At 69.0% G+C, this 26,034-nt stretch carries 27 protein-coding genes; 8 read left to right on the top strand and 19 right to left on the bottom strand.

From position 1 onward, the window contains the following. Positions 1-56: 56 nt before the first annotated feature. The 7 genes from BLT78_RS18010 to BLT78_RS18040 all read right to left on the bottom strand — a co-directional run bounded on the left by BLT78_RS18010 (position 57) and on the right by BLT78_RS18040 (position 7,583). Positions 57-1,994, bottom strand: a complete 1,938-nt coding sequence (locus BLT78_RS18010; protein WP_090352390.1) for a DUF7844 domain-containing protein — start codon at positions 1,992-1,994, stop codon at positions 57-59. 44 nt (positions 1,995-2,038) lie between these two features. After that, a complete protein-coding gene (locus BLT78_RS18015; RefSeq protein WP_090351126.1) occupies positions 2,039-2,356 on the bottom strand; it encodes a DUF2388 domain-containing protein in 318 nt (105 codons plus the stop codon). Positions 2,357-2,471: 115 nt separating this feature from the next. Continuing rightward, positions 2,472-2,789 (bottom strand): DUF2388 domain-containing protein, encoded by a 318-nt coding sequence (locus BLT78_RS18020; protein WP_090351128.1) that lies wholly within the window; start codon positions 2,787-2,789, stop codon positions 2,472-2,474. Positions 2,790-2,971: 182 nt separating this feature from the next. Then, entirely contained in the window at positions 2,972-4,477 is a 1,506-nt protein-coding gene (locus BLT78_RS18025) for an acetyl-CoA hydrolase/transferase family protein (RefSeq protein ID WP_090351130.1), read from the bottom strand. A gap of 187 nt (positions 4,478-4,664) precedes the next feature. After that, on the bottom strand, positions 4,665-6,101 hold the full coding sequence (locus BLT78_RS18030) for an NAD(P)(+) transhydrogenase (Re/Si-specific) subunit beta (RefSeq protein WP_090351131.1): 1,437 nt from the start codon (positions 6,099-6,101) through the stop codon (positions 4,665-4,667). A gap of 1 nt (position 6,102) precedes the next feature. Next, positions 6,103-6,417: an NAD(P) transhydrogenase subunit alpha gene (locus BLT78_RS18035; protein WP_041506114.1), complete on the bottom strand. Its 315-nt coding sequence runs from the start codon at positions 6,415-6,417 to the stop codon at positions 6,103-6,105. A 41-nt stretch (positions 6,418-6,458) separates the two neighbouring features. After that, positions 6,459-7,583 (bottom strand): Re/Si-specific NAD(P)(+) transhydrogenase subunit alpha, encoded by a 1,125-nt coding sequence (locus tag BLT78_RS18040; RefSeq protein ID WP_090351133.1) that lies wholly within the window; start codon positions 7,581-7,583, stop codon positions 6,459-6,461. Positions 7,584-7,868: 285 nt separating this feature from the next. Between BLT78_RS18040 and BLT78_RS18045 the strand changes: the two genes are divergently transcribed. The 4 genes from BLT78_RS18045 to BLT78_RS18060 all read left to right on the top strand — a co-directional run bounded on the left by BLT78_RS18045 (position 7,869) and on the right by BLT78_RS18060 (position 9,615). Next, positions 7,869-8,189: an ArsR/SmtB family transcription factor gene (locus BLT78_RS18045; protein WP_090352392.1), complete on the top strand. Its 321-nt coding sequence runs from the start codon at positions 7,869-7,871 to the stop codon at positions 8,187-8,189. After that, on the top strand, positions 8,186-8,620 hold the full coding sequence (locus BLT78_RS18050; protein ID WP_090351134.1) for a YeeE/YedE family protein: 435 nt from the start codon (positions 8,186-8,188) through the stop codon (positions 8,618-8,620). The genes BLT78_RS18045 and BLT78_RS18050 overlap by 4 nt, the downstream gene beginning before the upstream one ends. Before the next feature lie 2 nt (positions 8,621-8,622). Then, the gene (locus BLT78_RS18055; RefSeq protein ID WP_090351136.1) at positions 8,623-9,039 is read left to right on the top strand and encodes a YeeE/YedE family protein; all 417 of its coding nucleotides are present in this window, start codon (positions 8,623-8,625) and stop codon (positions 9,037-9,039) included. Positions 9,040-9,147: 108 nt separating this feature from the next. Beyond that, positions 9,148-9,615, top strand: a complete 468-nt coding sequence (locus tag BLT78_RS18060; RefSeq protein WP_090352394.1) for a c-type cytochrome — start codon at positions 9,148-9,150, stop codon at positions 9,613-9,615. 114 nt (positions 9,616-9,729) lie between these two features. Here BLT78_RS18060 and BLT78_RS18065 read toward each other — a convergent pair whose 3' ends face one another. From BLT78_RS18065 to BLT78_RS18100, 8 genes are all read right to left on the bottom strand, one after another. Further along, positions 9,730-10,422: a cytochrome b/b6 domain-containing protein gene (locus BLT78_RS18065; protein WP_090351139.1), complete on the bottom strand. Its 693-nt coding sequence runs from the start codon at positions 10,420-10,422 to the stop codon at positions 9,730-9,732. A 101-nt stretch (positions 10,423-10,523) separates the two neighbouring features. Continuing rightward, positions 10,524-13,082, bottom strand: a complete 2,559-nt coding sequence (locus tag BLT78_RS18070; RefSeq protein ID WP_090351140.1) for a TRAP transporter permease — start codon at positions 13,080-13,082, stop codon at positions 10,524-10,526. Between the two features lie 133 nt (positions 13,083-13,215). Next, complete coding sequence (locus BLT78_RS18075) at positions 13,216-14,187, bottom strand: TAXI family TRAP transporter solute-binding subunit (protein ID WP_090351142.1); 972 nt, start codon at positions 14,185-14,187, stop codon at positions 13,216-13,218. Between the two features lie 149 nt (positions 14,188-14,336). Continuing rightward, positions 14,337-15,107, bottom strand: coding sequence for an N-acetylmuramoyl-L-alanine amidase (locus tag BLT78_RS18080; RefSeq protein WP_090351143.1), 771 nt, complete (start codon positions 15,105-15,107; stop codon positions 14,337-14,339). Positions 15,108-15,121: 14 nt separating this feature from the next. Next, positions 15,122-15,979 (bottom strand): endonuclease/exonuclease/phosphatase family protein, encoded by an 858-nt coding sequence (locus BLT78_RS18085; protein WP_090351145.1) that lies wholly within the window; start codon positions 15,977-15,979, stop codon positions 15,122-15,124. 9 nt (positions 15,980-15,988) lie between these two features. Continuing rightward, a complete protein-coding gene (locus tag BLT78_RS18090) occupies positions 15,989-16,624 on the bottom strand; it encodes a thiol:disulfide interchange protein DsbA/DsbL (protein ID WP_090351146.1) in 636 nt (211 codons plus the stop codon). Positions 16,625-16,770: 146 nt separating this feature from the next. Next, the gene (locus tag BLT78_RS18095; RefSeq protein ID WP_090351147.1) at positions 16,771-17,376 is read right to left on the bottom strand and encodes a c-type cytochrome; all 606 of its coding nucleotides are present in this window, start codon (positions 17,374-17,376) and stop codon (positions 16,771-16,773) included. A 35-nt stretch (positions 17,377-17,411) separates the two neighbouring features. Further along, complete coding sequence (locus tag BLT78_RS18100; protein WP_090351148.1) at positions 17,412-17,702, bottom strand: c-type cytochrome; 291 nt, start codon at positions 17,700-17,702, stop codon at positions 17,412-17,414. 219 nt (positions 17,703-17,921) lie between these two features. On the opposite strand from BLT78_RS18100, the gene yihA reads away from it, so the two are divergent. Then, positions 17,922-18,575 (top strand): ribosome biogenesis GTP-binding protein YihA/YsxC, encoded by a 654-nt coding sequence (gene yihA, locus BLT78_RS18105; protein WP_090351150.1) that lies wholly within the window; start codon positions 17,922-17,924, stop codon positions 18,573-18,575. 192 nt (positions 18,576-18,767) lie between these two features. Here the strand turns inward: yihA and polA are convergent, their stop codons facing one another. Then, complete coding sequence (gene polA, locus BLT78_RS18110) at positions 18,768-21,566, bottom strand: DNA polymerase I (protein ID WP_090351151.1); 2,799 nt, start codon at positions 21,564-21,566, stop codon at positions 18,768-18,770. A 77-nt stretch (positions 21,567-21,643) separates the two neighbouring features. Between polA and BLT78_RS18115 the strand changes: the two genes are divergently transcribed. Further along, positions 21,644-21,928 (top strand): DUF2782 domain-containing protein, encoded by a 285-nt coding sequence (locus BLT78_RS18115; RefSeq protein ID WP_090351153.1) that lies wholly within the window; start codon positions 21,644-21,646, stop codon positions 21,926-21,928. Between the two features lie 28 nt (positions 21,929-21,956). Next, positions 21,957-22,907 (top strand): homoserine kinase, encoded by a 951-nt coding sequence (locus BLT78_RS18120; protein ID WP_090351154.1) that lies wholly within the window; start codon positions 21,957-21,959, stop codon positions 22,905-22,907. Positions 22,908-22,917: 10 nt separating this feature from the next. Here BLT78_RS18120 and BLT78_RS18125 read toward each other — a convergent pair whose 3' ends face one another. Beyond that, entirely contained in the window at positions 22,918-23,457 is a 540-nt protein-coding gene (locus BLT78_RS18125; RefSeq protein ID WP_090351156.1) for a hemerythrin domain-containing protein, read from the bottom strand. 163 nt (positions 23,458-23,620) lie between these two features. Between BLT78_RS18125 and BLT78_RS18130 the strand changes: the two genes are divergently transcribed. After that, on the top strand, positions 23,621-24,019 hold the full coding sequence (locus BLT78_RS18130; protein WP_090351157.1) for a VOC family protein: 399 nt from the start codon (positions 23,621-23,623) through the stop codon (positions 24,017-24,019). Positions 24,020-24,139: 120 nt separating this feature from the next. Here the strand turns inward: BLT78_RS18130 and bfr are convergent, their stop codons facing one another. After that, the gene (bfr, locus tag BLT78_RS18135; protein ID WP_090351159.1) at positions 24,140-24,604 is read right to left on the bottom strand and encodes a bacterioferritin; all 465 of its coding nucleotides are present in this window, start codon (positions 24,602-24,604) and stop codon (positions 24,140-24,142) included. A gap of 94 nt (positions 24,605-24,698) precedes the next feature. Then, positions 24,699-25,982, bottom strand: a complete 1,284-nt coding sequence (locus BLT78_RS18140; RefSeq protein ID WP_197673123.1) for an MFS transporter — start codon at positions 25,980-25,982, stop codon at positions 24,699-24,701. Positions 25,983-26,034 lie beyond the last annotated feature (52 nt).

Raw genomic sequence — 26,034 nt, forward strand, 5'->3', positions numbered from 1 at the left:
GGCGCCGGGGATGGGGTTGTCCGCAGTCTAACGGCAAACCGCGCCAGCGGAGCGTTTCACGGCAGCTGCAGGCCGCCGCCGGCGCGGTGCAGTTCGCGCAGCTGGGCGCCGAGCGCCTTGAGGTTGGCCTCGCCGTCGTCCAGCTCGCGGCGCCGCGCCGGTTCGAGCAGGCTCAGCAGCTGCGCGTCGAGCTGGTCGCTGAGCTGGCGCAGCTGCGCCTGGCGCTGGCTGCTCTCGCGCTCCAGGCGCTGCCATTCGCCGGGCTGCGGCAGGCCGTAGCCGCCGTCGAGCAGCTCGGCCGGGCGGCTGAGGAAGCCGCTGCCCGCCAGCAGCTGCTCGAGGGTGCGGTCGGCGCCGGCGTTGTCCCGGCCGTGGGCGCGGCGGCCGAGGTAGGCCTGCTTGAGGTCGTCCTGGGCCAGCTGCAGCTGGCGCCGCCGCGCGGCCTGTTCGAGCAGCAGCAGGGCGGCGCTGGCGCGCAGGTCGGCGCCGGCGAAGTGCTGGCGGCGCGTGCCGGCCGGCAGGCGCAGCCAGTCCTCGACCGTCGTCTGCGGCAGCGCCAGGCGCTCGCGGGCGATGGCGAACATGGCCTGGTAGCGCTCGCGGAAGGAGTCGAAGCGATAGCCCAGGCGCAGCGCCTCGCGCGGGTCGTCCAGCACGCTGCGGTCAGCCAGGCCACGCGCCTCGAGCAGCTCGAGCAGGCCGCTGGGGGTGATGCTGTCGAGGTCGGCGAGGCGCGGGTCGTGGCTGCCGCTCCTGAGCAGCTTGAGGGTCTCCACCGCGCAGTTGTTGCTGAGGAACCAGTAGTCGCCGTCGTGGCTCCAGTGCAGCTCGGCGGCATGCTCGGCCAGTTCGCGCAGCTGGCGGCGGCTCAGCCTGAGCGGCAGCGAGGCGAGGCTGCGCAGTTCGGTCTTGGTGTATTCGTCGATCACCTGGCCGAGCGGCAGGACGAACAGCCGCGACGGATAGGCGCCGGTCAGGCCGGCCCAGCTGGACAGCTGCACGTCGCCGACGAAGGCGCGGTAGGACAGCACCAGGTGCTGGTCGAGGTCTAGGCGGCAGTCCGGACCGCGCGGCCGGCCGGGGGCGCAGACCACCAGGCGCAGCATGCTGTGGCCCCAGCGGCTGACCCAGTTGTCGTTGGCCTCGGCGAACAGGTAGTCGACCGCGTAGAGGCGCTCGGGGTCGAGACGGCCGAGCGGTTGGCGGGCGAAGTCGCTGCCGGCGTTGAGGTAGGCCAGCTCGCCGGCGCAGGGCGCGGCCGGCGGCGCCCAGGCGAAGTGCTCGCGCAGGTGGCGATGCAGGGCCGGGCGGCGGCAGGCGTAGGCCGGATCGAGGAGGAAGTACTCGAGGTTCACCGCGACGAACTCGCGCGGGTTGCTCAGCTCGTAGGCGTCCGGGCTGCGCAGGTTCTGCGGATTGTCCGCCTCGCGCGCGCCGCGCTGGCCGACGCGCTGCGCCCAGCCGGCCAGGTCGAGCAGGCGCGGACTGTCGGAGAGGGTGAAGCGGCGCTCGGTCTGCCCGCGGCACTCGCCCGGCAGGCCGACCAGCCCCTGGCGCGCCGCCTGCTGCCGGCAGCGGCGGATCAGCCGTGCCTCGTCGGCCGGCCAGGCGCGCGCGCGGTCGTACAGGTGGGTCAGCTCGTGGAGCAGGGTGGCCAGCAGCTCGCGGCGCAGGGTGCCGTGCGGGCGGCCGGTCGGAGTGCGCGCGGCGCTGCCGTCGGCCAGCGCCGGCAGTAGGCGGGCGTTGAGCTCGAAGGCGTCGCGGCGGGTCAGGCGGCCGTACACCGCGCTCGGCAGCGCGTCGCTCCAGCGTACCGCGACGGTGCGCTCCAGCTGCTGGCGCAGGCGCGGCGGCAGGCTGGCGAGGGCCTCGTCGAGCAGCGCCTGGCTGGCCTGCCGTTCGCTGGCGGACAGGCCGCCGGCCTGCAGCTCGAGGCGCAGGCCGGCGGCGGACGGTGCGGGGCCGGCCTGCACGTTGCCCGGCTGGGCGAGCATGCCCAGCAGCAGGGCGAGGCCGCCCAGCGCCGCCCGCCAGTGCATCACAGGGCGAGCAGGGCCTGCGCCAGTTCGGCGTCGCTGGCCTGGCGGGCTTCCGGCACGCGCTCGCGCACCACCTGCAGGGCGGCTTCCAGCTGGGCGCCACGGATCGCGCCTGCGCTGGCGACGAAGCTGGCGGCGTCGTCGCGGGCGGCCTGCACCAGCTTCATGTCGCGCAGCGAGGTGGTGGTGTCGGAGGTGAAGTCGAAGCTGCGCTCGAGGGCGCGGACGACGATGTTGCTGGTGGCGACCAGGGTCTGGGCCTGGGCGCTGCCGGCGGCGAGCAGGACGAGGGAGGCGGCGATCAGGGAACGGCGCATGGCGGAACTCCGGTGAGGGGGGAACGAGGCGCGTAATGTATTGATTCGCATGGCCTCGTGCCAGTCGCGCAGCGCCGCAGCGTGACCTGTCTGGCGCCTGCGCGACGGGTCGCCCTTACAGGGTGAGGATGGCGCGCGCCAGCTGCAGGTCGTCGGCCTGCAGCTGCGGGGCCTGCTGGCGGATATGGCGCAGCGCGGCTTCCAGGCGGGCGCCACGGATCTGGCCCTGGCTGGCGACGAAACTGGCGGCGTCGTCGCGGGCGGCGAGGACGATCTTGTCGTCGTTGAACGAGGAGGAGATGTCGCTGGTGCTTTCGCTGGCGTTGGCGGTCAGGCCACCCAGGGTGTCGGTGGTGGCGACGAAGCTGGTGGCGGAGGCGTGGCCGGCCAGGGTCAGCAGGGCGGCGCCGGCGAGCAGGGTGAGACGGGGCATGGGGCAGTTCCTGTGCGCAATTGAGTCGATAAGATGGACAGCAGCAGGCGGCGCGAGTTCGCGGCGGCGCCAGCGGCAAGGCTGCCGCAAAGCCCGGCGCCGGGCAATCGGCGAGGCGGAAACGACTGCGCCGCCCGAAGGCGGCGCAGTGTTGCAGCGGTCAGCGAGTCAGCGCAGGCCGATCACTTGTTGCCCAGCATGTGGCCGGTCTGCTGCATGTTGATGTGCCAGGAGAAGGCCTCGCTCAGGATGTGCGGGGTCTGGCCGCCGACGGTGGCACAGGCGCGGTCGAAGTAGTCCTGCATGGCCGGGCGGAAGTCCGGGTGCACGCAGTTGTTGATGATCAGCTGGGCGCGCTCGCGCGGGGCCAGGCCGCGCAGGTCGGCCAGGCCGATCTCGGTGACCAGGATGTCGACGTCGTGCTCGTTGTGGTCGACGTGCGGGGTCATCGGCACGACGCTGGAGATGGCGCCGCCCTTGGCCACGGACTTGGTGACGAAGATGGCCAGGTGGGCGTTGCGGGTGAAGTCGCCCGAACCGCCGAGGCCGTTCATCATGTGGGTGCCGTTGACGTGGGTGGAGTTGACGTTGCCGTAGATGTCGAACTCCAGCGCGGTGTTGATGCCGATGATGCCGAGGCGACGGACGATCTCCGGATGGTTGGACAGCTCCTGCGGACGCAGCACCAGCTTGTCCTTGTACTTGTCCAGGTTGGCCAGCACGTGGTGGCACATCTTCTCGGACAGGGTGAAGGAGCAGCCCGAGGCGGCGGTCAGCTTGCCGGCGTCGAACAGTTCGAAGGTGGAGTCCTGCAGCACCTCGGAGTACATGGTCAGGCCGCTGAAGTTGGACTTCAGCAGGCCGTTCATCACGGCGTTGGCGATGGTGCCGACACCGGCCTGCAGCGGCAGCAGGCTGTTGGTCATGTGGCCGGCTTCCACTTCCTTCTCGAGGAAGGCGATCAGGTGGTTGGCGATGGCCTGGGTCTCGTCATCCGGCGGCAGGACGTTGGAGTAGGAGTCTTCCTGGTCGGTGATGACGATGGCGGCGATCTTGGCCGGGTCGACCGGGATGTACGGCAGGCCGATGCGGTCCTGGCCGTTGACCAGCGGGATCGGCTTGCGGTTCGGGCGCTTCTCCGGGAAGTAGATGTCGTGCAGGCCTTCCAGGGCCAGCGGGTGGGCCAGGTTCAGCTCGATGATGACCTTGTCGGCGGTGGCGCCGAAGGTGGCGGAGTTGCCCACGGAGGTGGTCGGCACGATGCCGCCTTCCTCGGTGATGGCGCAGGCCTCGATGATGGCCACGTCGACCGGCTTCAGGCTGCCGCCGCGCAGTTGTTCGGCGGTGTCGGACAGGTGCTGGTCGATGAACATCACCTCGCCGGTGTTGATCGCCTTGCGCAGGCCGGCGTCGGACTGGAAGGGCATGCGGCGGGCCAGCAGGCCGGATTCGGCCATCAGCTTGTCCAGATCGTTGCCCAGGCTGGCACCGGTGATCAGGGTGATCTTCAGCTCTTCGCTGCGGGCGCGCTCGGCGAGGGCGACCGGCAGGGCCTTGGCTTCGCCGGCGCGGGTGAAACCGCTCATGCCGACGGTCATGCCGTTCTTGACCAGCTTGGCAGCTTCGGCTGCGGTGGTGATTTTGTCGGTCAGGGACTGCAGACGAATACGATCAGGGTACTGGGACATGGAGCGGTTCCTTTGGATACGGCCTGGGACGAACACAGTGCGCCGAGTCTAAGGATTCGCTATCGCTACGCCTTTAATACTAAGGTCGTAATGCGCTGGACGGTTTTTGCAAGGCGTCGCGACCTTTTGCCGCAGAAACAGCCACTTCCGACCGGCGGAAGTGGCTGTTCCGGGGCGTTCTACGGCTTTAGTCGACCGCCTTGACCATGTCCTCGACCACCTTCTTGGCGTCGCCGAACACCATCATGGTCTTGTCCATGTAGAACAGCTCGTTGTCGAGACCGGCGTAGCCGCTGGCCATCGAGCGTTTGTTGACGATCACGGTGCGCGCCTTGTACGCGTCGAGGATCGGCATGCCGGCGATCGGCGACTTCGGATCGGTCTTCGCCGCCGGGTTGACCACGTCGTTGGCGCCGAGCACCAGCACCACGTCGGCCTGGCCGAACTCGGGGTTGATGTCCTCCATCTCGTGCACCTGCTCGTAGGGCACCTCGGCCTCGGCCAGCAGCACGTTCATGTGCCCCGGCATGCGCCCGGCGACCGGGTGGATGGCGTACTTCACCGTCACCCCGCGATGGGTCAGCTTCTCGGTCAGCTCCATCAGCGCGTGCTGGGCACGCGCCACCGCCAGACCATAGCCGGGGACGATGATCACGCTGTCGGCGTTGCCGAGCAGGAACGCGGCGTCGTCGGCCGAGCCGCTCTTCACCGGGCGCTGCTCCTGGCCGCCGGTCACGGTCGCGCCGGCTTCGGCGCCGAAGCCGCCGAGGATCACGTTGAAGAACGAGCGGTTCATCGCCTTGCACATGATGTAGGAGAGGATCGCACCGCTCGAACCCACCAGCGAACCGGCGACGATCAGCATCGAGTTGTTCAGCGAGAAGCCGATGCCGGCGGCTGCCCAGCCCGAGTAGCTGTTGAGCATCGACACCACCACCGGCATGTCGGCGCCGCCGATCGGGATGATGATCAGCACGCCGATGACGAAGGCCAGCGCCACCAGCACGGCGAAGGCGGTCAGGTCACCGCTGAAGGTGAAGGCCAGACCGAGGCCGACGATGGTCAGGCCGAAGGCCAGGTTCAGCCAGTGCTGGCCGGCGAAGGTCACCGGGGCGCCCTGGAACAGGCGGAACTTGTATTTACCGGACAGCTTGCCGAAGGCGATCACCGAACCGGAGAAGGTGATCGCGCCGATGGCCGCGCCGAGGAACAGCTCCAGGCGGTTGCCCGCCGGGATCGGCTCGCCGAGGGCGGCGACGATGCCCAGCGACTGCGGCTCGACCACGGCCGCCACGGCGATGAATACCGCGGCCAGGCCGATCATGCTGTGCATGAAGGCGACCAGCTCGGGCATCTTGGTCATCTCCACGCGCTTGGCCATGATGGTGCCGGCCGTGCCGCCGAGCAGCAGGCCGAGGACCACGTAGCCGATGCCGGCGCCTTCGCCCATCTGCGCGCCGAGCTTGTAGATCAGGCCGACGGTGGTGAGCACGGCGATGGCCATGCCGACCATGCCGAACAGGTTGCCCCGGCGCGAGCTGGTCGGGTGCGAGAGGCCCTTGAGCGCCTGGATGAAGCACACCGAGGCGACCAGGTAGAGGGCGGTGATCAGGTTCATGCTCATCTCAGTGCGCCTCCGCCTTGGCCGGCTTGTCTTTCTTCTTGAACATTTCCAGCATGCGCCGGGTGACCAGGAAGCCGCCGAACACGTTGACCGCGGCCAGCGCCACGGCCAGGGTGCCCATGGTCTTGCCCAGGCCGGTTTCGGTCAGCGCGGCGGCCAGCATGGCGCCGACGATGACGATGGCGGAGATGGCGTTGGTGACCGCCATCAGCGGGGTGTGCAGCGCGGGGGTGACGTTCCACACCACGTGGTAGCCGACGTAGATCGCCAGCACGAAGATGATCAGGTTGTAGAGACCGTCGGAGATCGGGTCCATGGGGGTAATCCTGTAATGGGGGTCGCAGAGGGTGGGAGCGATCAGGCCGCGTTGCGGCGGACCTGCTGGCCGCCTTCGCACATCAGGCAGGCGGCGACGATGTCGTCTTCGCGGTTGAGCTGGAACTGGCCGTCCTTGTCGAGGACCAGCTTGAGGAAGTCCAGCAGGTTGCGCGCGTACAGGGCCGAGGCGTCCGCCGCCACCAGCGCCGGCAGATTGCTGTGGCCGACGATGGTCACGCCGTGCTTGACCACCACCTGATCGACTTCGGTCAGCGGGCAGTTGCCGCCCTGGGCGGCGGCCAGGTCGATGACCACCGAGCCGGGCTTCATCGCCGCCACCGTGGCCTCGTGCAGCAGGGTCGGCGCCAGACGGCCGGGGATCAGCGCGGTGGTGATGACGATGTCGGCCTGCCTGGCGCGCTCGTGCACGGCCTTGGCCTGGCGCTCCATCCAGGATTTCGGCATCGGCCGCGCGTAGCCGCCGATGCCCTGGGCGCACTCGCGCTCTTCATCCGTTTCGTAGGGCACGTCGACGAACTTGGCGCCGAGCGATTCCACCTGCTCCTTGACCGCCGGACGCACGTCCGAGGCCTCGATCACCGCGCCCAGGCGCTTGGCGGTGGCGATCGCCTGCAGGCCGGCGACGCCGGCGCCGAGTACCAGCACGCGGGCGGCCTTCACCGTACCGGCGGCGGTCATCAGCATCGGCATGAAGCGCGGGTAGTGGTTGGCGGCGAGCATCACCGCCTTGTAGCCGGCGATGTTGGCCTGCGACGACAGCACGTCGAGGCTCTGCGCGCGCGAGGTGCGCGGCGCGGCCTCGAGGGCGAAGGCGGTGATGCCACGCGCGGCCATGCGCGCCAGGTTGGCGTCGTCGAACGGGTTGAGCATGCCGACCAGCACGGCGCCGGGCTGCATCAGCTGCAGCTCGCTGGCGTCGGGGGCGACGACCTTGAGCACCAGGCCGGCGCCGAAGGCTTCGGCGGCCGAGCCGATGCGCGCACCGGCGGCGACATAGGCGTCGTCGGGGACGCTGGCCTGGATGCCGGCACCGGACTGGACGACGACCTGGTGACCCTGGCCGACGAGTTTCTTCACCGTTTCCGGCGTGGCGGCCACGCGGGTTTCCCCGGCGTGGGTTTCGAGGGGGATGCCGATCTGCACGGGCAAATCTCCAATGGCTAGTTGTTGTTATCTGGAGCTCCGCAAGGCGCCAGCTCATCTGGCATGGGGCGCACGGGGCGCCCGCGCGGGGCAGTGGCGGCATTGTGCGGGGGGAAAGCCGCGCTCTTCAATAGTTCGCAACAGAATTAAGACGATAATTGCAAGTGGACTTTGGCCTAAAAGGTCGGCCTTTTCCCACTAAAGTAGCAGCGCGGCTGACGATCTGTTGAAAAACAGATTATTTATTTATATATTGTTTTCGGCTTAACTTTAGTGGGTTCCTGCATGCCTCTCGCCTGTCTCGACCTCGCCTTGCTGCGCTCCCGGGCCGACACCGCCAGCCAGCTGCTCAAGGTGCTGGCCAATCCCGACCGCCTGCTGCTGCTCTGCCAGCTGGCCGAGGGCGAGCGCAACGTCGGCGAACTGCAGGCGGCGCTGGGCATCGTCCAGCCAACCCTGTCGCAGCAGCTCGGTGTGCTGCGCCGCGAGGGCCTGGTGGCGACCCGGCGCGAGGGCAAGCAGATCCACTACCGCATCGTCAGCCCTGCTGCCCTGGCGCTGATCCATACCCTCTATCAACAGTTCTGCACCAAGGAGCAGCCATGACCATCGACTGGCTTCACTTCACCCCCTGGAGCGCCCTGGCCGGCGGCATCCTGATCGGCCTGGCCGCCGGGCTGTTCGTGCTGGCCAACGGCCGCATCGCCGGTATCAGCGGCCTGCTCGGCAACCTGCTCAATCCGCAGGCCAGCGGCCGCCTGGACAGCCTGCTGTTCGTCCTCGGACTGCTGCTCGCGCCCTGGCTGTGGCAGGCGTTCGCCGCCCTGCCGGTGATCGAGATGCAGGCCGGCGTGCCGGGCCTGCTGCTCGCCGGCCTGCTGGTCGGCTTCGGCGCGCGGCTGGGCTCCGGTTGCACCAGCGGTCACGGCGTGTGCGGCCTGTCGCGGCTGTCGCCGCGTTCGCTGGTGGCCACCCTGAGCTTCATGGCCACCGGCTTCGCCACCGTGTTCGTCGTTCGTCATCTGCTGGGAGCCTGAGCATGAACCGTCTGACCGCCTTCCTCGCCGGCCTGCTGTTCGGCCTCGGCCTGCTGCTGGCCGGCATGGCCGATCCGGCCAAGGTGCTGGCCTTCCTCGATCTGGCCGGCGCCTGGGATCCGTCGCTGGCTCTGGTGATGGGCGGCGGCATCGGCGCCGCACTGATCCCCTTCACCCTGGCCAAGCGCCGCCCGCAGTCGCTGACCGGCTGCCCGATGCAGCTGCCGAGCAAGCGCGAGCCGGACCGCGCGCTGGTGATCGGCAGCCTGCTGTTCGGCATCGGCTGGGGCATCGCCGGCATCTGCCCGGGGCCGGCGGTGGTGGTGCTGGGCAGCGGCAATGCCGGCATCCTGCCGTTCGTCATCGCCATGCTCGCCGGCATGGGCCTGTTCCGCTGGTATGAAAGTCGCCGCGCATGAACTGCGCGGCACACACGCGACGGTGGAACGGCTAATCTAGAGCCTTCGCCGGCCCGCTGGCCGGCATGACCGTGATTACACCGCTAAGGAAGGGAGAAGCGCCTGATGATGAACAAACTGATTGCCTGCAGCGCCGGCCTGCTGCTGACCTGCGCCGCCGGCCTGGCCGTGGCCCAGGTCAGCCCGGAAGACCAGATCGAGTACCGCAAGGCCGGCTACAGCTTCATGGCCTGGAACATGGGCAAGATCAAGGCGCAGGTCATCGACGGCTCGGTGGCCTACGACCAGGCGCAGGTCGCCGCCGCCGCCAACACCATCGCCGCCATCGCCAACTCCGGCATGGGCGCGCTGTACGGCCCGGGGACCGAGAAGTCGGTGGGCAAGGAGAAGACCCGGGTCAAGCCGGAGTTCTTCGAGCAGAAGGAAGAGGTCGCCAAGGTGGCCATCGCCTTCAACCAGGCCGCCAACAACCTGGCCAAGGTCGCCGCCGAGGGCGACAAGGCGGCCATCGCCCAGGCCTTCGGCGAAGTGGGCAAGAGCTGCAAGGGCTGCCACGACCAGTTCCGCATGGACTGATCGGTAGTCGATGCCCGATGCGTTTGGCACACCCTGCGCAGAAGCTGCTGTAGGGGGGGATGCGCACCGGGCTGTACGAGACGAAGAGGGCGACCCGCGGGTCGCCCTTTTTCGTTACCAGGCCGGCGCGCTCTGCGCCGGCGGTGGCGGGGCCGGAATCCAGCTGCCGCCGGCTGCCCAGACCGCGCCGCCGGCGCAGGCCAGGGCGACGATCAGCGCCGGCAGGCTGCCGCCGCTGGCCGGCTTGACCGGTTGGTTCGCCGGTACCCGGCGCTTGCCGTGGAGCATGGCCTCGATGAGGTTCTCGCCACGCACCAGGCGGTAGAACAGCAGCGCCGCCAGATGCAGGCCGACCAGCGCCAGCACCAGCCACAAGCCCTGGCGGTGCAGGCCGGTCAGGCGGCTGCTGGTCTCGGAATCGACCAGGCGGTACAGCGGGCCGGTGAAGGCGATGTCGTCGTTGGCGACCAGGCCGCTGGCGACCTGGAAGCCGAGGGCGGCGAGCATGGCCAGCACCGACAGCCAGCCCAGCGGGTTGTGGCCGCCGCCGTGCCATTCGCCGCGCAGGTAGGCCGGCAGGCTCTGCGGCAGGTGCAGGACCTGGCCGAAGCGCACGTAGGTGGAGCCGAGCACGCCCCAGGCCAGGCGGAAGGCGAGCAGGCCGGCGATGGCCAGGCCCAGGCGGCCGTGCCAGACCATCCAGTTGCCGCCGACCCAGCCGGTGGCCAGGGCGGCGGCGACGCTCAGCGCCAGCGACCAGTGGAAGATGCGGGTGGGCAGGTCCCAGATGCGGATATGCAGGGTCATCAGCGTGTCCTTGCCGGAGGGGAGCAGCGGATTATACGAGCGCCGGCACCCGCAGGGGGCGCCGGCGCATGCTGCGTGAGACTGCGTCGGGTCGCGCGGGCTCAGCTCCGTGCGGCGCGGCGCCGGCGGCTCTGCAGCAGCCAGACCAGGCCGAACAGGGCGAAGCCCGGCAGCCAGATCAGTTCCTTGGGCCAGCGCGCGGTGGGCGCGCGCACGTCGAGGATCTGCTGGTCGAACTCCAGGCCGAGGTCGGCGGCCGGGCTGCCGAAGGCGACGTTGTCGATCAGCGTCCTGCCGTCCTGTTCGTAGAGCTGGATGCCCAGCTTGCCGAGGCGTTCCTCGCCGCTCTCGCCGTCCGGCACCGGCAGCAGCACGGTGAAGGTGCGCGGATCGCCAATGGCGTCCTCGCCGCGGATGCGCAGACGCAGGCTGCTGTCCGCCTCGACCTCGCCGAGCGCGCTGGCCAGCTGCGCCGGCGGCACCGCGCGGTAGGGGTCGTGCAGCATGTCCATCCAGAAGCCCGGGCGGAACAGGGTGAAGGCGACCAGCAGGAGCAGGACGTTCTCGTACCAGCGGCTCCTGACCAGGAGGAAGCCCTGGGTGGCGGCGGCGAAGATCAGCATGGCGATGGTGGCGACGATGAAGATCAGTACGCCATGCCACCAGCTCACGTCGATCAGCAGCAGGTCGGTGTTGAAGATGAACAGGAACGGCAGCGCCGCGGTGCGCAGGCTGTAGTAGAAGGCCACCAGGCCGGTCTTGATCGGGTCGCCCTTGGACACCGCGGCGGCGGCGAACGAGGCCAGCCCGACCGGCGGGGTGACGTCGGCCATGATGCCGAAGTAGAAGACGAACAGGTGCACGGCGATCAGCGGCACGATCAGGCCGTTCTGCTGGCCGAGGGTGACGATCACCGGCGCCAGCAGACTGGACACCACGATGTAGTTGGCGGTGGTCGGCAGGCCCATGCCGAGGATCAGGCTGAACACCCCGGTGAGCAGCAGCATCAAGAGCAGGTTGCCCATCGACAGCAGCTCGACCAGGTCGGCGAGCACCAGGCCGACACCGGTCTGCGACACCGCGCCGACGATGATGCCGGCGGCGGCGGTGGCGATGCCGATGCCGATCATGTTGCGCGCGCCGGCGATCAGGCCCTCGCGCAGGTCGACGCAGCCGTCGATGAAGCTGCCGTGGGTGGCGCCGCCGTCACCGCGCAGCCAGCTCAGCAGCGGACGCTGGGTGAGCAGGATGATCATCAGCATCACGCTGCCCCAGAACGCCGACAGGCCGGGCGACAGGCGCTCGATCATCAGGCACCACACCAGCACCACCACCGGCAGCAGGAAGTGCAGCCCGGACAGCAGCACGGCGCGGGTCTCGGGCAGCGCGTCGATGGGCTTGTGCGGATCCTCGGCGGGCAGCGGCGGGTTGCTGGCGGCGACCTTGAGCAGGCCCAGGTAGACCGCGGCGAGCAGCACGGAAACGCCCGGCAGGGCGTAGTCGCCGAGCGCCGGCTTGAGCCAGCCGAGGCCGTAGTAGACCGCCAGCGACAGGCCGGAGATCAGCGCGACGCCGAAGGCGAAACCGGTCAGGCGGCGCAGCCAGGGTTTCGGCTGGCGCGTGCCGATCGGCTGCATGCCGAGCTTCAGCGCCTCAAGGTGGACGATGTAGAACAGCGCGATGTAGGAGATCGCCGCCGGCAGGAAGGCGTGCTTGATGATCTCCACGTAGGGCATGCCGACGTACTCGACCATCAGGAAGGCCGCGGCGCCCATCACCGGCGGCATGATCTGGCCGTTGACCGAGGAGGCCACCTCCACCGCGCCGGCCTTCTCCTTGGAGAAGCCGACCTTCTTCATCATCGGGATGGTGAAGGTGCCGGTGGTCACCACGTTGGCGATCGACGACCCGGAGATCACCCCGGTCAGCGCCGAGGACACCACCGCCGCCTTGGCCGGGCCGCCGCGCAGGTGGCCGAGCAGGCTGAAGGCCAGCTGGATGAAGTAGTGGCCGGCGCCGGCGCGCTCGAGCAGGGCGCCGAACAGCACGAAGAGGAACACGAAGCTGGTCGACACGCCGAGGGCGATGCCGAACACGCCTTCGGTGGTGATCCACTGGTGGTTGGCCAGCGCGGTGAAGCTCACCCCGCGGTGCGCCAGCAGCTCCGGCATCCACGGGCCGGCGACGCTGTAGACCAGGAACAGCAGGGCGATCACCGCCAGCGCCGGGCCGAGGGCGCGGCGGGTGGCCTCCAGCAGCAGCGGGATGCCGACGCAGGCGGTGACCAGGTCGAGGGTGGTCAGGTTGCCCGGCCGCTGCGCCAGCTGCTCGTAGGCGACGAACAGGTAGGCGGCGCTGGCCGCCGCGGCCAGGCCCATGGCCAGGTCGGTGAGCGGTACGCGGTCGCGTGGCGAGCGGCGGAATGCCGGGTAGGCGAGGAAGGCCAGCAGCAGGGCGAAGGCCAGGTGGATCGAGCGGGTCTCGGTGTCGTTGAACACGCCGGCGCCGATCAGGTACGGCAGCGGCGAGGCGATCCACAGCTGGAACAGCGACCAGGCCAGCGCCAGGCCGGTGATCACCTTGGCCATCGGCCCCGCGGGCAGGCGGGCGCCGACGTCCTGGGCGATCAGCTCCTCGGTGGAGAGTTGCTTGTCATGCATGGGTAGAACCTGCATCGGAAATAGGACAACGCCGGAACCCGCGGCCTCGCGGCGCGCGGGTTCCGGTGGGAAGCAGCGTGGCGGGCGCTACTAGCAGCGTAGCAGCGCCCGGAGGGGGTGGAGCGGCGGCGCCTTACAGCCAGCCGCGCTCCTTGTAGTAGCGCGCGGCGCCCTCGTGCAGCGGCGCGGACAGGCCGACCTTGATCATGTCCTCGGCCTTGAGGCTCTGGAAGGCCGGGTGCAGGCGCTGGAAGCGCTCGAGGTTGTCGAACACCGACTTGACCAGCTGGTAGACCACTTCCGGGTCGGTCTTGGCGCTGGTGGAGAGCACCGCCTTGCCGCCGATCGAGGCGGTCGGCGCGTCGTTGCCCTTGTACAGGCCGCCGGGGATCTCGGCCTTGCTGTAGTAGCTCTTCTCGGCCAGCAGCTTGTCGATGTCCGCGCCGGTCACCGGTACCAGCACCGCATCGACGGTGGTGGTGGCTTCCTGGATCGCGCCGTTGGGATGGCCGACGAAGTAGGTCATGGCGTCGATGTTGTTGTCGCTCAGCGCGGCGGCCTGCTCGGCCGGTTTCAGCTCGGCGGCGAGGGCGAAGGCCGACTTGTTCCAGCCCTTCACGCGCATGATCTCGTCGAGTGTGTCGCGCTGGCCGGAGCCGGGGTTGCCGATGTTGACGCGCTTGCCCTTGAGGTCATCGAAGCTGGCGATCTTGGCGTCGCGGCGGGCGAGGATGGTGAACACCTCGCTCTGCAGGGAGAACACCGCGCGGATGTCGTCCATCGGCCCTTCGGCCTGGAACGGCGCCTCGCCCTTCATCGCCTTGTACTGGTGGTCGGACTGCATGATGCCGAAGTTGAATTCGCCGCTGCGGATGCCGTTGACGTTGGCCACTCCGCCGCCGCTGGCCGGGGCGTTGCACTTGATCTGGTGCTCGGCGCTGCCGCGGTTGAGGAACCGGCAGATTGACTGGCCGGCCACGTAGTAGACGCCGGTCTGGCCGCCGGTGCCGATGGTGACGAACTTCTCCTGTGCCTGAACGGTACCGCCCAGAGAGAGGCCTGCCAGGGTTGCCGACAGGGCCCATGCCAAGGTTTTGCCTTTCATGGAGGTGCTTCCTTCTTCTGTTTGTTGGATCTGCCGGCGCGCTTGTGGAACGGCGGCAGACCGGCAAGTGTACCTGCAAACGCGTGCGCTTCCGCCTGTCGCGGCAGAAACCCTGTGCAGAGTGTAGAAGGTCGCGGCGTTGCGAACGGTCAGTCGGGCAGGGCCAGCAGCAGGGCGGCGCTGTGCAGGTCGGGCTGGCCGTCGTGCAGTTCGGGGCGGTACTTCATCTGGAAGGCGGCCAGCACGTTGCGGGTCGCCTCGTCCAGCTTGCCGTGCTGCGGCACCGCGTAGCCGACTCGTTCGAGCTGGTGCTGGAACCAGGCGACGTCGGGGACGCGGCCGTCGAGCTGGCGCAGCTTGTCCTGCACCGTGGCGGCCTGGGGCCAGGGGATCAGGCCGGCGGCGGCCAGCTGGCGCCAGGGGAACAGCGGCCCCGGGTCGACCTTGCGCTGCGGGGCGATGTCGCTGTGGCCGACGATGTTGACCGGCGCCACGCCGTGACGGGCCTTGAGGTCCTCGAGCAGGGCGATCAGCGTGTCGATCTGCGCCTGCGGGTAGGGATACCAGCGGCGGCCGTCCGGGGTGTCCTCGTAGCCGGGGTTGACGATCTCGATGCCGATCGAGCTGGCGTTCAGCCAGGTGCGCCCGCGCCACTGGCTGTCGCCGGCGTGCCAGGCACGGCGCTCGTCGTCGACCAGGCGGTAGATCTTGCGGCCGTCGGCCGGCAGCAGGTAGTGGGCGCTGACCCCGCCATGGGTCAGGGTGGCGAGCGAGGCGCCCAGGTCGCTGGAGGTGTAGTGGATGACGATCTGCTCGACGCGGCTGCTCTGGTCGCGGGAGCGCAGGCTGTCGTCGATGCGCAGGCCGCCGGTGCAGCCGGCAAGCAGCAGGGCGAGGGCCAGGAGGGAGAGGGTCTTCATGGCAGGCAGCGGTTTCAGGCCGGCTGGCGGCGCTCCGGCAGGCGCTGGGTATGCAGGCCGGCCGGCAGGCGGATGTCCACCGCCACCGGCAGGTGGTCGGAAATGGGCGCATCGAGCACCTGCATGCGCTCGAGGGTCAGTTGCGGGCTGAGCAGGATGTGGTCGATGCAGCGTTGCGGTTGCCAGCTGGGATAGGTGGCGCGGGTCTGTGGCGCGATCAGGGCGAGGTCGCGCAGCGGCGAGTTGACCAGCAGCTCCTCGGCGTGGGTGTTCATGTCGCCCATCAGCACCACATGGCGGTAGTCGCGGATCAGCTCGCGGATGTAGGCCAGCTGGCGGGTGCGGACCCTGGCGCCGAGGGCCAGGTGCATGACCACCACCGCCAGCGCCTCGCTGCCCTCGCCGAAGCGCAGCAGGATGGCGCCGCGCCCGCGCGGGCCGGGCAGCGGGTGGTCTTCCAGACTGCTCGGGCGTAGGCGGCTGAGCACGCCGTTGCTGTGCTGGGCCAGCGGACCGAGGTCGCGGTTGAGCTGCTGGTACCACCAGGGGAAGTCGCCGAGCTGGGCGAGGTGCTCGACCTGGTTGACGTAGTCGGAGCGCAGGCTGCCGCCATCCACCTCCTGCAGGGCGACCAGGTCGAAGTCGCCGAGCAGACGGCCGATCTGCTGCAGGTTGACCGCCCGCTCGCGGTGCGGCAGCAGGTGCTGCCAGCTGCGGGTCAGGTAGTGGTGATAGCGGCGGGTGCTGATGCCGACCTGGATGTTGAAGCTGAGCAGGCGCAGGCATTCGCCCACGCCACCGCCGGCGGCGTGCGGGTTGCGTTGCGCGGCCCGGATGCCGGGCGCGCGCGGGGTGAGCCAGCGGCGCAGCATGGCGGCCGCTTACTTGGCGGCACGCTCCTTGGCGATCAGGTGCTCGGCGACCTTGATCGCGCCGCCGGGACCGCCGGCGCTGCCGAGGTCGAAGCGGTACTTGCCGTTGACCACCAGCACCGGCACGCCGGTGATCTGATAGGCCATGGCCAGCTTCTTGGCCTTCTCCATCTGGCCCTTGATGGCGAAGGAGTTGAAGGTGCTCAGGTAGCTGTCCTTGTCGACGCCCTGGCTGGCGAGGAACTCGGCCTGCTCCTCGGCGGAGGCGAGCTTCTTGCCTTCGCGGTGGATGGCGGCGAACACGGCGTCATGCACCTTGCCTTCCACGCCCATCGCCTCGAGGGTCAGGAACATCTGGCCGTGGATGTTCCACAGGCCGCCGAACATGGCCGGGATGCGCACGAAGTTGACGTCTTCCGGCAGCTGCTTGGACCACGGCTGGATGGTCGGCTCGAGCTGGTAGCAATGCGGGCAGCCGTACCAGAACAGTTCGACCACCTCGATCTTGCCGGGCTTGGCGACGGGGACCGGGCTGGTCAGCTCGGTGTACTGCTTGCCGGCCTGGATGTCCTCGGCGTGGACGCCGGCGGTGGCTCCGAACAGGCTGACGCCGGCCAGCACGGCCGAGAGAATCAGGTTACGCATGCTTGACTCCTGAACAGGATGTAAAGAGGGCTGGATGGCAGTTTGACGTCGGCAGGGCCGACCTGTTCCGGGGATTGTAGGCGAGACGGGCAAAAAAAAGGGCGGCCGTGGCCACCCTTTTGTGTTGCGGGCTACTGCAGGTCTGCTCAGTGCAGGCCCTGGATGTAGCTGGATACCGCTTCGATATCCTTGTTGCTCAGCTTGGCGGCGATGGAGCGCATGATCATGGCGTCGCCGTCGTTGGTGCGGTTGCCTTCGCGGAAGTCGGTCAGCTGCTTGGCCACGTACTGGGCATGCTGGCCGCCCAGTTGCGGGAAGCCGGCCAGGTCGTTGCCGCGGCCGTCCGGAGCGTGGCAGCCGGTGCAGGCCGGCATGCCCAGTTCCAGGTTGCCGCCGCGGAACAGTGCCTCACCGCGCTCGACCAGCTTGGGATCGGCGGCGCCGACGCTGCCCTTCTGGCTGGCGAAGTAGGCGGCGATGTCGGCCAGGTCCTGATCGCTCAGGTTGTTCAGCAGGCCGGTCATCTCGATCACGGTACGCTTACCACCCTTGATGTCCTGCATCTGCTTGAGCAGATAGCGCTCGCCCTGGCCAGCCAGTTTCGGGAAATTGGGCGCTGCGCTGTTGCCGTCCGGGCCGTGGCAGGCGCCGCAGACGGCCGCCTTGGTTTGTCCAGCGGTGGCGTCGCCGGCGGCATGGGCCACACCGGTCACGCCCAGGGTCAACAGCAGACTCACGAGTAGTTTGTTCATCAGCTAATCCAACTACGGCTAAGTGGGGAAAGGGATTACTTGCTCATCCATTCGATGGTGGCTTTGTAGTCTTCGGCGGTGCAGTCGGTGCACATGCCACCAGGCGGCATGGCATTGAAGCCTTCGGTAACGTGCTTCACCAGGGTGTCCATGCCCTGGGCCAGGCGCGGTTGCCAGGCAGCGGCATCACCCTTCTTCGGTGCCATCGGCAGCTGGCCGTTGTGGCAGACGCCACAGGCCTTGTTGAAGACCGCTTCCGGATCCTGGGCAGCCTGGGCGGAGGCGGCGACAGCGACGAGCGACACAGCAAGCAGGAATTTCTTCATGGTCGACCTCATTTCATCAGGGGAATACGGCCCGGCATTCGGCTGGCAGGGTCCGTCCATATGGACACCAACTGGTAATGCAAAGCGCACACAAAAACCGTGGCATTATATACAGGCGACGTAAAAACGGAAACGGAACCGCCGCGCGCGACATTCGGTCGCAGCCCTCTCAGTCCCAGCCTGCCAGCCATCTTGGCCGGCGCAGAACAGGCCCACGCCATGTCCGTCAAGAATCCCATCCTCGGCCTTTGCCAGCAGGCCGCCTTCATCAAGAGCGCCGCCAAGGTCGACCAGTGTCCGCCGGACGAAGGCTACGAAGTGGCCTTCGCCGGGCGCTCCAACGCCGGCAAGTCCAGCGCGATGAACACCCTGACCCACGCTCGTCTGGCGCGCACCTCGAAGACCCCGGGGCGCACCCAGCTGATCAACTTCTTCCGCCTCGACGACGAGCGCCGACTGGTCGACCTGCCCGGCTACGGCTACGCGAAGGTGCCGATTCCGCTCAAGCAGCACTGGCAGCGCCATCTGGAGGCCTACCTGGGCAGCCGTCAGTCGCTGGTCGGCGTGGTCCTGTTGATGGACATCCGCCACCCGCTCACCGAGTTCGACCTGCTGATGCTCGACTGGGCCAAGGCCAGCTGCCTGCCCATGCACATCCTGCTGACCAAAGCCGACAAGCTGACCTTCGGCGCGGCGAAGAACACCCTGCTCAAGGTGCAGAAGGAGATCCGCCAGGGCTGGGGCGAGGTGGCCAGCGTGCAGCTGTTCTCCGCACCCAAGCGCCAGGGCATCGAGGAGGCGCAGGCGGTGCTGGCCGGCTGGATGGGGCTGCTCGAGGAGGGCGAGGCCGCGACCGCCGAGCAGCCGGCCTGAGTCTGACGCGGGCAAAAAAAACCGACCTTTCCGGGGGGGGATGAAAGGTCGGTTCATGGCGCCGGACGCCAGGGCGGGGCGAGCCGGCATACTGCCGCACAGGATCTTGCAGACATGATCCCATCGAGGGTCTGCCAACCACTCACCTGAGTTGACCCCGCCCCTGGCGCAAAGTTCGACCGTTGGTCGGGTTCAGTGCGCCTCGTCCCAGTTGCGGCCCACTCCGGCCTCGACCAGCAGCGGCACGTCCAGCGCGGCGGCGCCGCTCATGCGTGGCAGCAGGCCGGCCTTGAGCGCCTCGACCTGATCCTCGCGCACTTCCAGCACCAGTTCGTCGTGCACCTGCAGGATCATCCGCGCGTCCAGCGCGGATTCCTGCAGCCAGGCATCCACCGCGACCATGGCGCGCTTGATGATGTCGGCGGCGGTACCCTGCATCGGCGCGTTGATCGCCGTGCGTTCGGCGGCCTTGCGCATCGCACCGTTCCTCGAATGGATCTCCGGCAGGTACAGGCGGCGGCCGAACAAGGTCTCCACAAAGCCCTGCTCGGCGGCCTGGGCGCGGGTGCGCTCCATGTAGGCGAGCACGCCGGGGTAGCGGGCGAAATAGCGGTCGATGTACTCCTGCGCCTGCTTGCGCTCGACGCCGATCTGCTTGGCCAGGCCGAAGGCGCTCATGCCGTAGATCAGACCGAAATTGATCGCCTTGGCGCTGCGCCGCTGCTCGGCGCTGACCTGCTCCAGCTCGACGCCGAACACCTCGGCGGCGGTGGCGCGGTGCACGTCGCGGTCGTGGCGGAAGGCGTCCAGCAGGCCCGCGTCCTGCGCCAGGTGGGCCATGATGCGCAGCTCGATCTGCGAATAGTCGGCGGCCAGCAGGCGGTAGCCCTCGGCGGCGACGAAGGCCTGGCGGATGCGCCGCCCCTCGGCGGTACGGATCGGGATGTTCTGCAGGTTCGGATCCGAGGAGGACAGCCGGCCGGTGGCGGTCACCGCCTGGTGGTAGCTGGTGTGGATGCGTCCGGTACGCGGGTTGATCTGCTCGGGCAGCTTGTCGGTGTAGGTGCTCTTCAGCTTGCTGACGCTGCGGTAGTCGATCAGCACCTGCGGCAGCGCGTAGCCCTGCTCGGCCAGCTCGGCGAGCACGCCTTCGGCGGTGGAGGCCTGGCCCTTGGCGGTCTTCGACAGGATCGGCAGGCCGAGCTTGTCGTAGAGGATGGCGCCGAGCTGCTTGGGCGAGGCGAGGTTGAACTCCTCGCCGGCCAGCTCGAAGGCCTGGCGCTCGAGCTGCTGCATCTTCTCGCCCAGCTCGACGCTCTGCTGGCCGAGCAGCCGGGCGTCGACCAGCGCGCCGTGGCGCTCGATGCGCGCCAGCACCGGCACCAGCGGCATCTCGATGTCGGTGAGCACCCGGGCCAGCGACGGGATGGCCTCCAGCCTGGCCCACAGGGTCTGGTGCAGGCGCAGGGTGACGTCGGCGTCCTCGGCGGCGTAGGGGCCGGCCTGTTCGAGGGCGATCTGGTCGAAGGTCAGCTGCTTGGCACCCTTGCCGGCGATGTCCTCGAAGTGGATGGTCGAGTGGCCGAGGTATTTCAGCGCCAGGCTGTCCATGTCGTGGCGGGTGGCGGTGGAGTCCAGCACGTAGGATTCCAGCATGGTATCGAAGGCCAGGCCGCGCACTTGGATGCCGTAGCGGGCGAGGATGTTCATGTCGTACTTGGCGTGCTGGCCGACCTTGGCCTTGGCCGGATCCTCCAGCAGCGGCTTGAGCGCGGCGAGCACCGCGTCGCGGTCGAGCTGCGCGGGCACGCCCATGTAGCTGTGCGCCAGCGGCACGTAGGCGGCCTCGAGCGGGCTGACCGCGAAGGACAGGCCGACCAGTTCGGCCTGCTGGGCGTCGAGACCGGTGGTCTCGGTGTCGAAGGCGAACAGTTCGGCGGCCTCGAGTTTGGCCAGCCAGGCGTCGAACTGCGCCTGCTCGAGCACCGTCTCGTAGCGGGTTGCCGGTGCGACGGCGGTTTCTGCGGCGGGAGCCTCGCCGTCGGCGGCAGGTGTGGCCGCTGTCGCTTCGCCGGCCACCGGAATGCCGGCCACCGGAGCGCCGGCCGCCTTGGCCTCGCGCAGCAGGTCGTCCAGCCAGCTCTTGAATTCCAGCTCGCGGTACAGCGGGATCAGTGCCTCGCGGTCCGCCGGCGCCGGGTGCAGCTCGTCGATGGCGACGTCCAGCGCCACGTCGGTCTTGATGGTCGCCAGCTGGTACGAGAGGTAGGCCATTTCACGGTGTTCCTCGAGCTTGGCCGGCAGGCTCTTGGCGCCGCGGATCGGCAGCGCCGGCACCTGGTCGAGGTTGGCGTAGATCACGTCGAGGCCGCCGCCGAGGCCCTGCAGCAGGCCCAGCGCGGTCTTCTCGCCGACTCCGGGCACGCCGGGGATGTTGTCGACCTTGTCGCCCATCAGCGCCAGGAAGTCGATGATCAGCTCAGGACCGACCCCGAATTTCTCTTTTACGCCATCGCGGTCCAGCACGCTTCCGGTCATGGTGTTGACCAGCGTAATGTGGCCGTCGACCAATTGCGCCATGTCCTTGTCGCCGGTGGATATCACCACCGGCCGGTCGGCGGCGGCGCTGGAGCGCGCCAGGGTGCCGATCACGTCGTCGGCCTCCACTCCCTCGATGCACAACAGCGGCAGGCCGAGCGCGCGCACGCAGGCGTGCAGCGGTTCGATCTGCACGCGCAGGTCGTCCGGCATCGGCGGGCGGTGCGACTTGTAGTGCTCGAATAGTTCGTCGCGGAAGGTCGGGCCCTTGGCGTCGAACACCACGGCGAACGGACTGTCCGGGTACTGCCGGCGCAGGCTGAGCAACATGTTCAGCACGCCCTTCACCGCACCGGTGGGCAGGCCGGCGGAGGTGTGCAGCGGCGGCAGCGCGTGGAAGGCACGGTACAGGTAGGAGGAACCGTCCACCAGGACGAGAGGGGCTAGACTCATAGGGAAATCGACTCTTGGGCGATGCGACCGGAGTAAGATGAGAGGCTCGATAACTGCAAAGGAACAAGGTTACCACCATGCGCGCATTCAACCGCCTGTTGCTCGCCGGCCTGCTGGCCGTTGCCCCGCTGGCCGCCACTGCCCAGGACGAGACGCCGAGCGGCGAGCCTGACGTGACCATCCGCCAGGACGGCGACAAGACCATCCAGGAATACCGCATCAACGGCTTCCTCTACGCCATCAAGGTGACGCCGAAGCTCGGCAAGCCCTACTTCCTGGTGCGCGCCGATGGCGACAGCAACTTCATCCGCTCGGACAACCCGGACATGCTGATCCCGCAGTGGGAAATCTTCCGCTGGTAAGCCGCTAGACCTCGACACAGGAGACCCCATGTCCGTTTTCACCCCCCTGGAACGCCACGAACTGGAAGCCTTCCTCGCGCCCTTCGGGCTCGGGCGTCTGCTGGAGTTCCAGGGCATCGCCGCCGGCACGGAGAACAGCAACTTCTTCGTCAGCCTGGAGAAAGGCGAGTACGTGCTGACCCTGATCGAGCGCGGCCCGCGGGACGACATGGGGTTCTTCATCGCCCTGCTCGACGTGTTGCACGATGCCGGCCTGCCGGTGCCCTATGCGGTGCGCACCACGGACGGCCGGGCGGTCGGCGAGCTGGCCGGGCTGCCGGCGCTGCTGCAGCCGCGCCTCGCCGGCCACCACGTCAGCCAGCCCAACCCGCACCAGTGCCAGGCGGTCGGCGAGCTGCTGGCGCGCCTGCACCTGGCCACCCGCGAGCAGATGCTCGAGCGGCCGAGCGACCGCGGCTTCGACTGGATGCTCGCCGAGGGGCCGCTGCAGGCCCTGCGCCTGGACGACGCGGCCTGCAGCCTGCTCAAGGCCGCGCTGGCGGAGATCGCCCAGCTGCGCCCGCGCCTCGACCTGCTGCCGCAGGCCAACCTGCACGGCGACCTGTTCCATGACAACGTGCTGTTCGACGGCAACTACCTCAGCGGCGTGATCGACTTCTACAACGCCTGCTCGGGACCGATGCTCTACGACCTGGCGATCGCCGCCAACGACTGGTGCTCGGAGCCGTGCGGCGAGTTCGATGGCCACCGCCTGAACGCCCTGCTCGCCGGCTACGCGGCGCTGCGTCCGTTCACCGCCGCCGAGGCCGAGCTGTGGCCGGCCATGCTGCGCATCGCCTGCGTGCGCTTCTGGCTGTCGCGGCTGATCGCCGCCGAGGCCTTCGCCGGCCAGGACGTGCTGATCAAGGATCCGGAGGAGTACCGCCGCCTGCTCGCGGCGCGGGCGGCGGTGAAGGTCGGCTTGCCGTTCGCCCTGTGAAGCCGCGCGCTCAGTCGAGGTAGCGGGATTCGAGCTGATGCAGCAGCGCATGCAGCTGCTCGTGGCGCCCCTGACCGATGACCTTGTCCTCGTGCTCGGCGAAGGCCCGGGCCAGCGCCTCCATGGCGGGGGCGTCGAGCAGCCGCTCGCTCATGGAGAACAGCGCGGCGTTCTCCTTGTCGATGTGCGCGCGCAGGTGCGCGGCATAGGCCGTTGCGGCGCTGGCGAACTCGCTGGCGCGGATCGGCGGTGTGGCGGCCTCGGCCATGCGTCGGACCAGCTCGCGGCCCTGGACGTGCTCGGCGTGCAGCTCGTCGATGAAGCCGCCGTGCTCGGCGAGTCCGGCCCGGATCAGGGCCGGGAACAGCAGGCCTTCTTCCTTGCCATGGTGACAGCGGTCGACGAACTCGCGGAGGAAGTCGAGGAAGCCGCTCAGATCCTCGGCGGTGATCGTGCCACGGCCAGCGTGCTCGGCCATGCGCTCGAGGATCTGCAGGGCGAAGAGGATCGCTTCGTGTTCGTGGCGGAGATCGGCAATGGCCTGGCTCATGGCGCGGCTCCTGCGTGGCAAGGGACTCTACTAGGCAGTCTAGGGGGCGTCCGGGGCTTGTCCAGCATGCCCCGGCCAGCCGATGACCGGCCAGGCGGCGCCCGGCAGCCCGCCTAGACTTGTCAGCCTCTGCCGCGGCCCGAGCCGCTTTACGGAGGTTGCCATGAAAGTCGAACCCTACCTGTTCTTCTACGGGCGCTGCGAGGAGGCGCTGGGCTTCTACGTCCAGGCGCTCGGCGCCGAGATCACCTTACTTATGCGCTACCGGGAGTCGCCGGATCCGGCGCCGGTGCCCCCCGACTGGGGCGACAAGGTGATGCACGCCGGCCTGCGCATCGGCGATAGCACGCTGATGGCTTCCGACGGCTGCCCGGAGGGCACGGCCTTCGGCGGTTTCGCGCTGACGCTGGCGGCGCCTTCGCCGGAGCATGCCGCGGCCTGGTTCGCCGCGCTGGGCGAGGGCGGCAAGGTCGACATGCCGCTGCAGCAGACCTTCTGGGCGCGCGCGTTCGGCATGCTCACCGATCGCTTCGGGGTGAGCTGGATGGTCAACTGCGAGTAGCCGTGAGGCCTGCGGCTGCTCGGCATCCGCAGGTCGTGCGCCGGCGTGCGGATTTGCACGGGCGGCAGCGCCGTCTGGCGGACAGTCGGGCTACCCGCCGCATGCCGCGTCGGCGAGGGGTTACATCTGCGACTGCAGGTAGTTCTGCAGGCCGAGCTTGTCGATCAGCCCCAGCTGGATCTCCAGCCAGTAGGCGTGGTCTTCCTCGGTGTCGTGCAGCTGCTTCTCGAGGATCTCGCGGGTCACGTAGTCCTTGTGCAGTTCGCACAGGGCGATGCCCCTGGCCAGCGCCTCGCGCACCTCGTATTCCAGCGCCAGGTCGGTCTTGAGCATCTCCGGCACGGTCTTGCCGACCCGCACGGCGTCGGGGGTCATGTCCGGCACGCCCTCGAGGAACAGGATGCGCTGCAGCAGGGCGTCGGCGTGCTCGGTTTCCTCGGCCATCTCGTGGTTGAGGCGCTCGTAGAGCTTGTGCAAGCCCCAGTCCAGGTACATCCGCGAGTGGATGAAGTACTGGTCGCGGGCGGCCAGCTCGCCCTTGAGCAGGGTCTTCAGGTAGTCGATGACGGCGGTCTGACCTTTCATGGTGGGCGTCCTGCAATGCGTAAAGGAGCCTATGTTCGTCCCGTCGCGGCGGGGGGTCAATTCACTATAGACGCTGCGCCGGCGTCGGCATGTCTCAGCCGCTCGCGGCCTCGTCCTGCGCGCGGGCGGCGTGCGCCGCGCCGACTGCCTGATCGAGCACCCGCTGGCGCGGCAGCAGCCACAGGCACCAGGCCAGCAGCAGGGCGCCGGCGCCGCCCAGGGTGACGGGGGCGCCGAAGCGGGTGGCGAGCAGGCCGGCGCACAGGCCGCCGAGGGCCTCGAAGCCGAAGCGGCAGGCGATGTAGAAGGACACCACGCGACCGCGCAGGGCGTCCGGCGCCATGCTCTGCAGGAGGATGTTGGTGCCGACGTTGGCGCAGGTCAGGCCGAAGCCGAGCAGGACCATGGCGGCGAGCGCCAGGGGCAGCCGCGTGCTGTTGGCGAACAGCAGCAGGGCGCCGCCGCACAGCGCGCTGGTGACCAGGATCAGCCACACCTGACCGTCGGTCGAGCGACGGCTGGCGAGGAACAGCGAGGCGGCCAGCGCGCCGCCGCCGGCCGCGCCCCACAACCAGCCGAGGGTGCTGGCGTCGCCGGCGAACACGTCCTTGGCGAACACCGGCAGCAGCACCACGTAGCAGGAGGCGCACAGGTTGAGCATCGCGACGCCGAGCATCAGCCGGCGCATCGCCAGCTCGCCGCGCAGGTAGTCCAGGCCCTGGCGGAACACCGCCCCGACCGAGCCGCGCGCCGCCGGCGCCGCTTCGATGCGCATCAGGCGCAGGCCGGCGAACAGCGCCAGATAGGAGGCGGCGTTGAGGGCGAAGCAGAACGCCTCGCTGCTGACGCCGAGCAGCAGGCCGGCCAGCGGCGGGCCGACGAAGCGCGAGCTGTTGACCAGCATGGCGTTGAGCGCCAGGGCGTTGGGCAGGTCGGCGCGCGTGTCGATGAAGCGGCTCATCAGTGCCTGGCGGGTCGGTGTGTCGAAGGCGTTGAGCACGCCGAGCAGGGCGGCCATGGCCACCAGCAGGTGGGGCGTGACCCAGCCCAGCGCGGTGAGCGTGGCCAGCGTGGTGGCCTGCACGCAGAGCAGGCCCTGCACCTGTTGCAGCAGGCGGTGCTTGTTGCGGCGGTCGATCCAGGCGCCGATCAGCGGGCCGATCAGCAGCTGGGGGGCGAGGGCGAGGAAGCTGGTCAGGCCGAGCAGGGCGCTCGAACCGGTCAGCCGGTAGACCAGCCAGGCCAGCGCCACCTGCTGGATCCAGTTGCCGAGGATCGACACCAGCTGGCCGCCGAAGTACAGGCGGAAATTGCGATGGCGCAGTGCGCGCACGGCTTGGGGCCAGCGGCTGGCGCCGGCGGACGGGGTGGCACTCACGAAGGCGATCCGCAACCGGGAATTTCGGGCGGCACAGCTTACTGTCCGCCGC

It is taken from the genome of Pseudomonas oryzae (assembly GCF_900104805.1).
Taxonomy (GTDB): domain Bacteria; phylum Pseudomonadota; class Gammaproteobacteria; order Pseudomonadales; family Pseudomonadaceae; genus Geopseudomonas; species Geopseudomonas oryzae.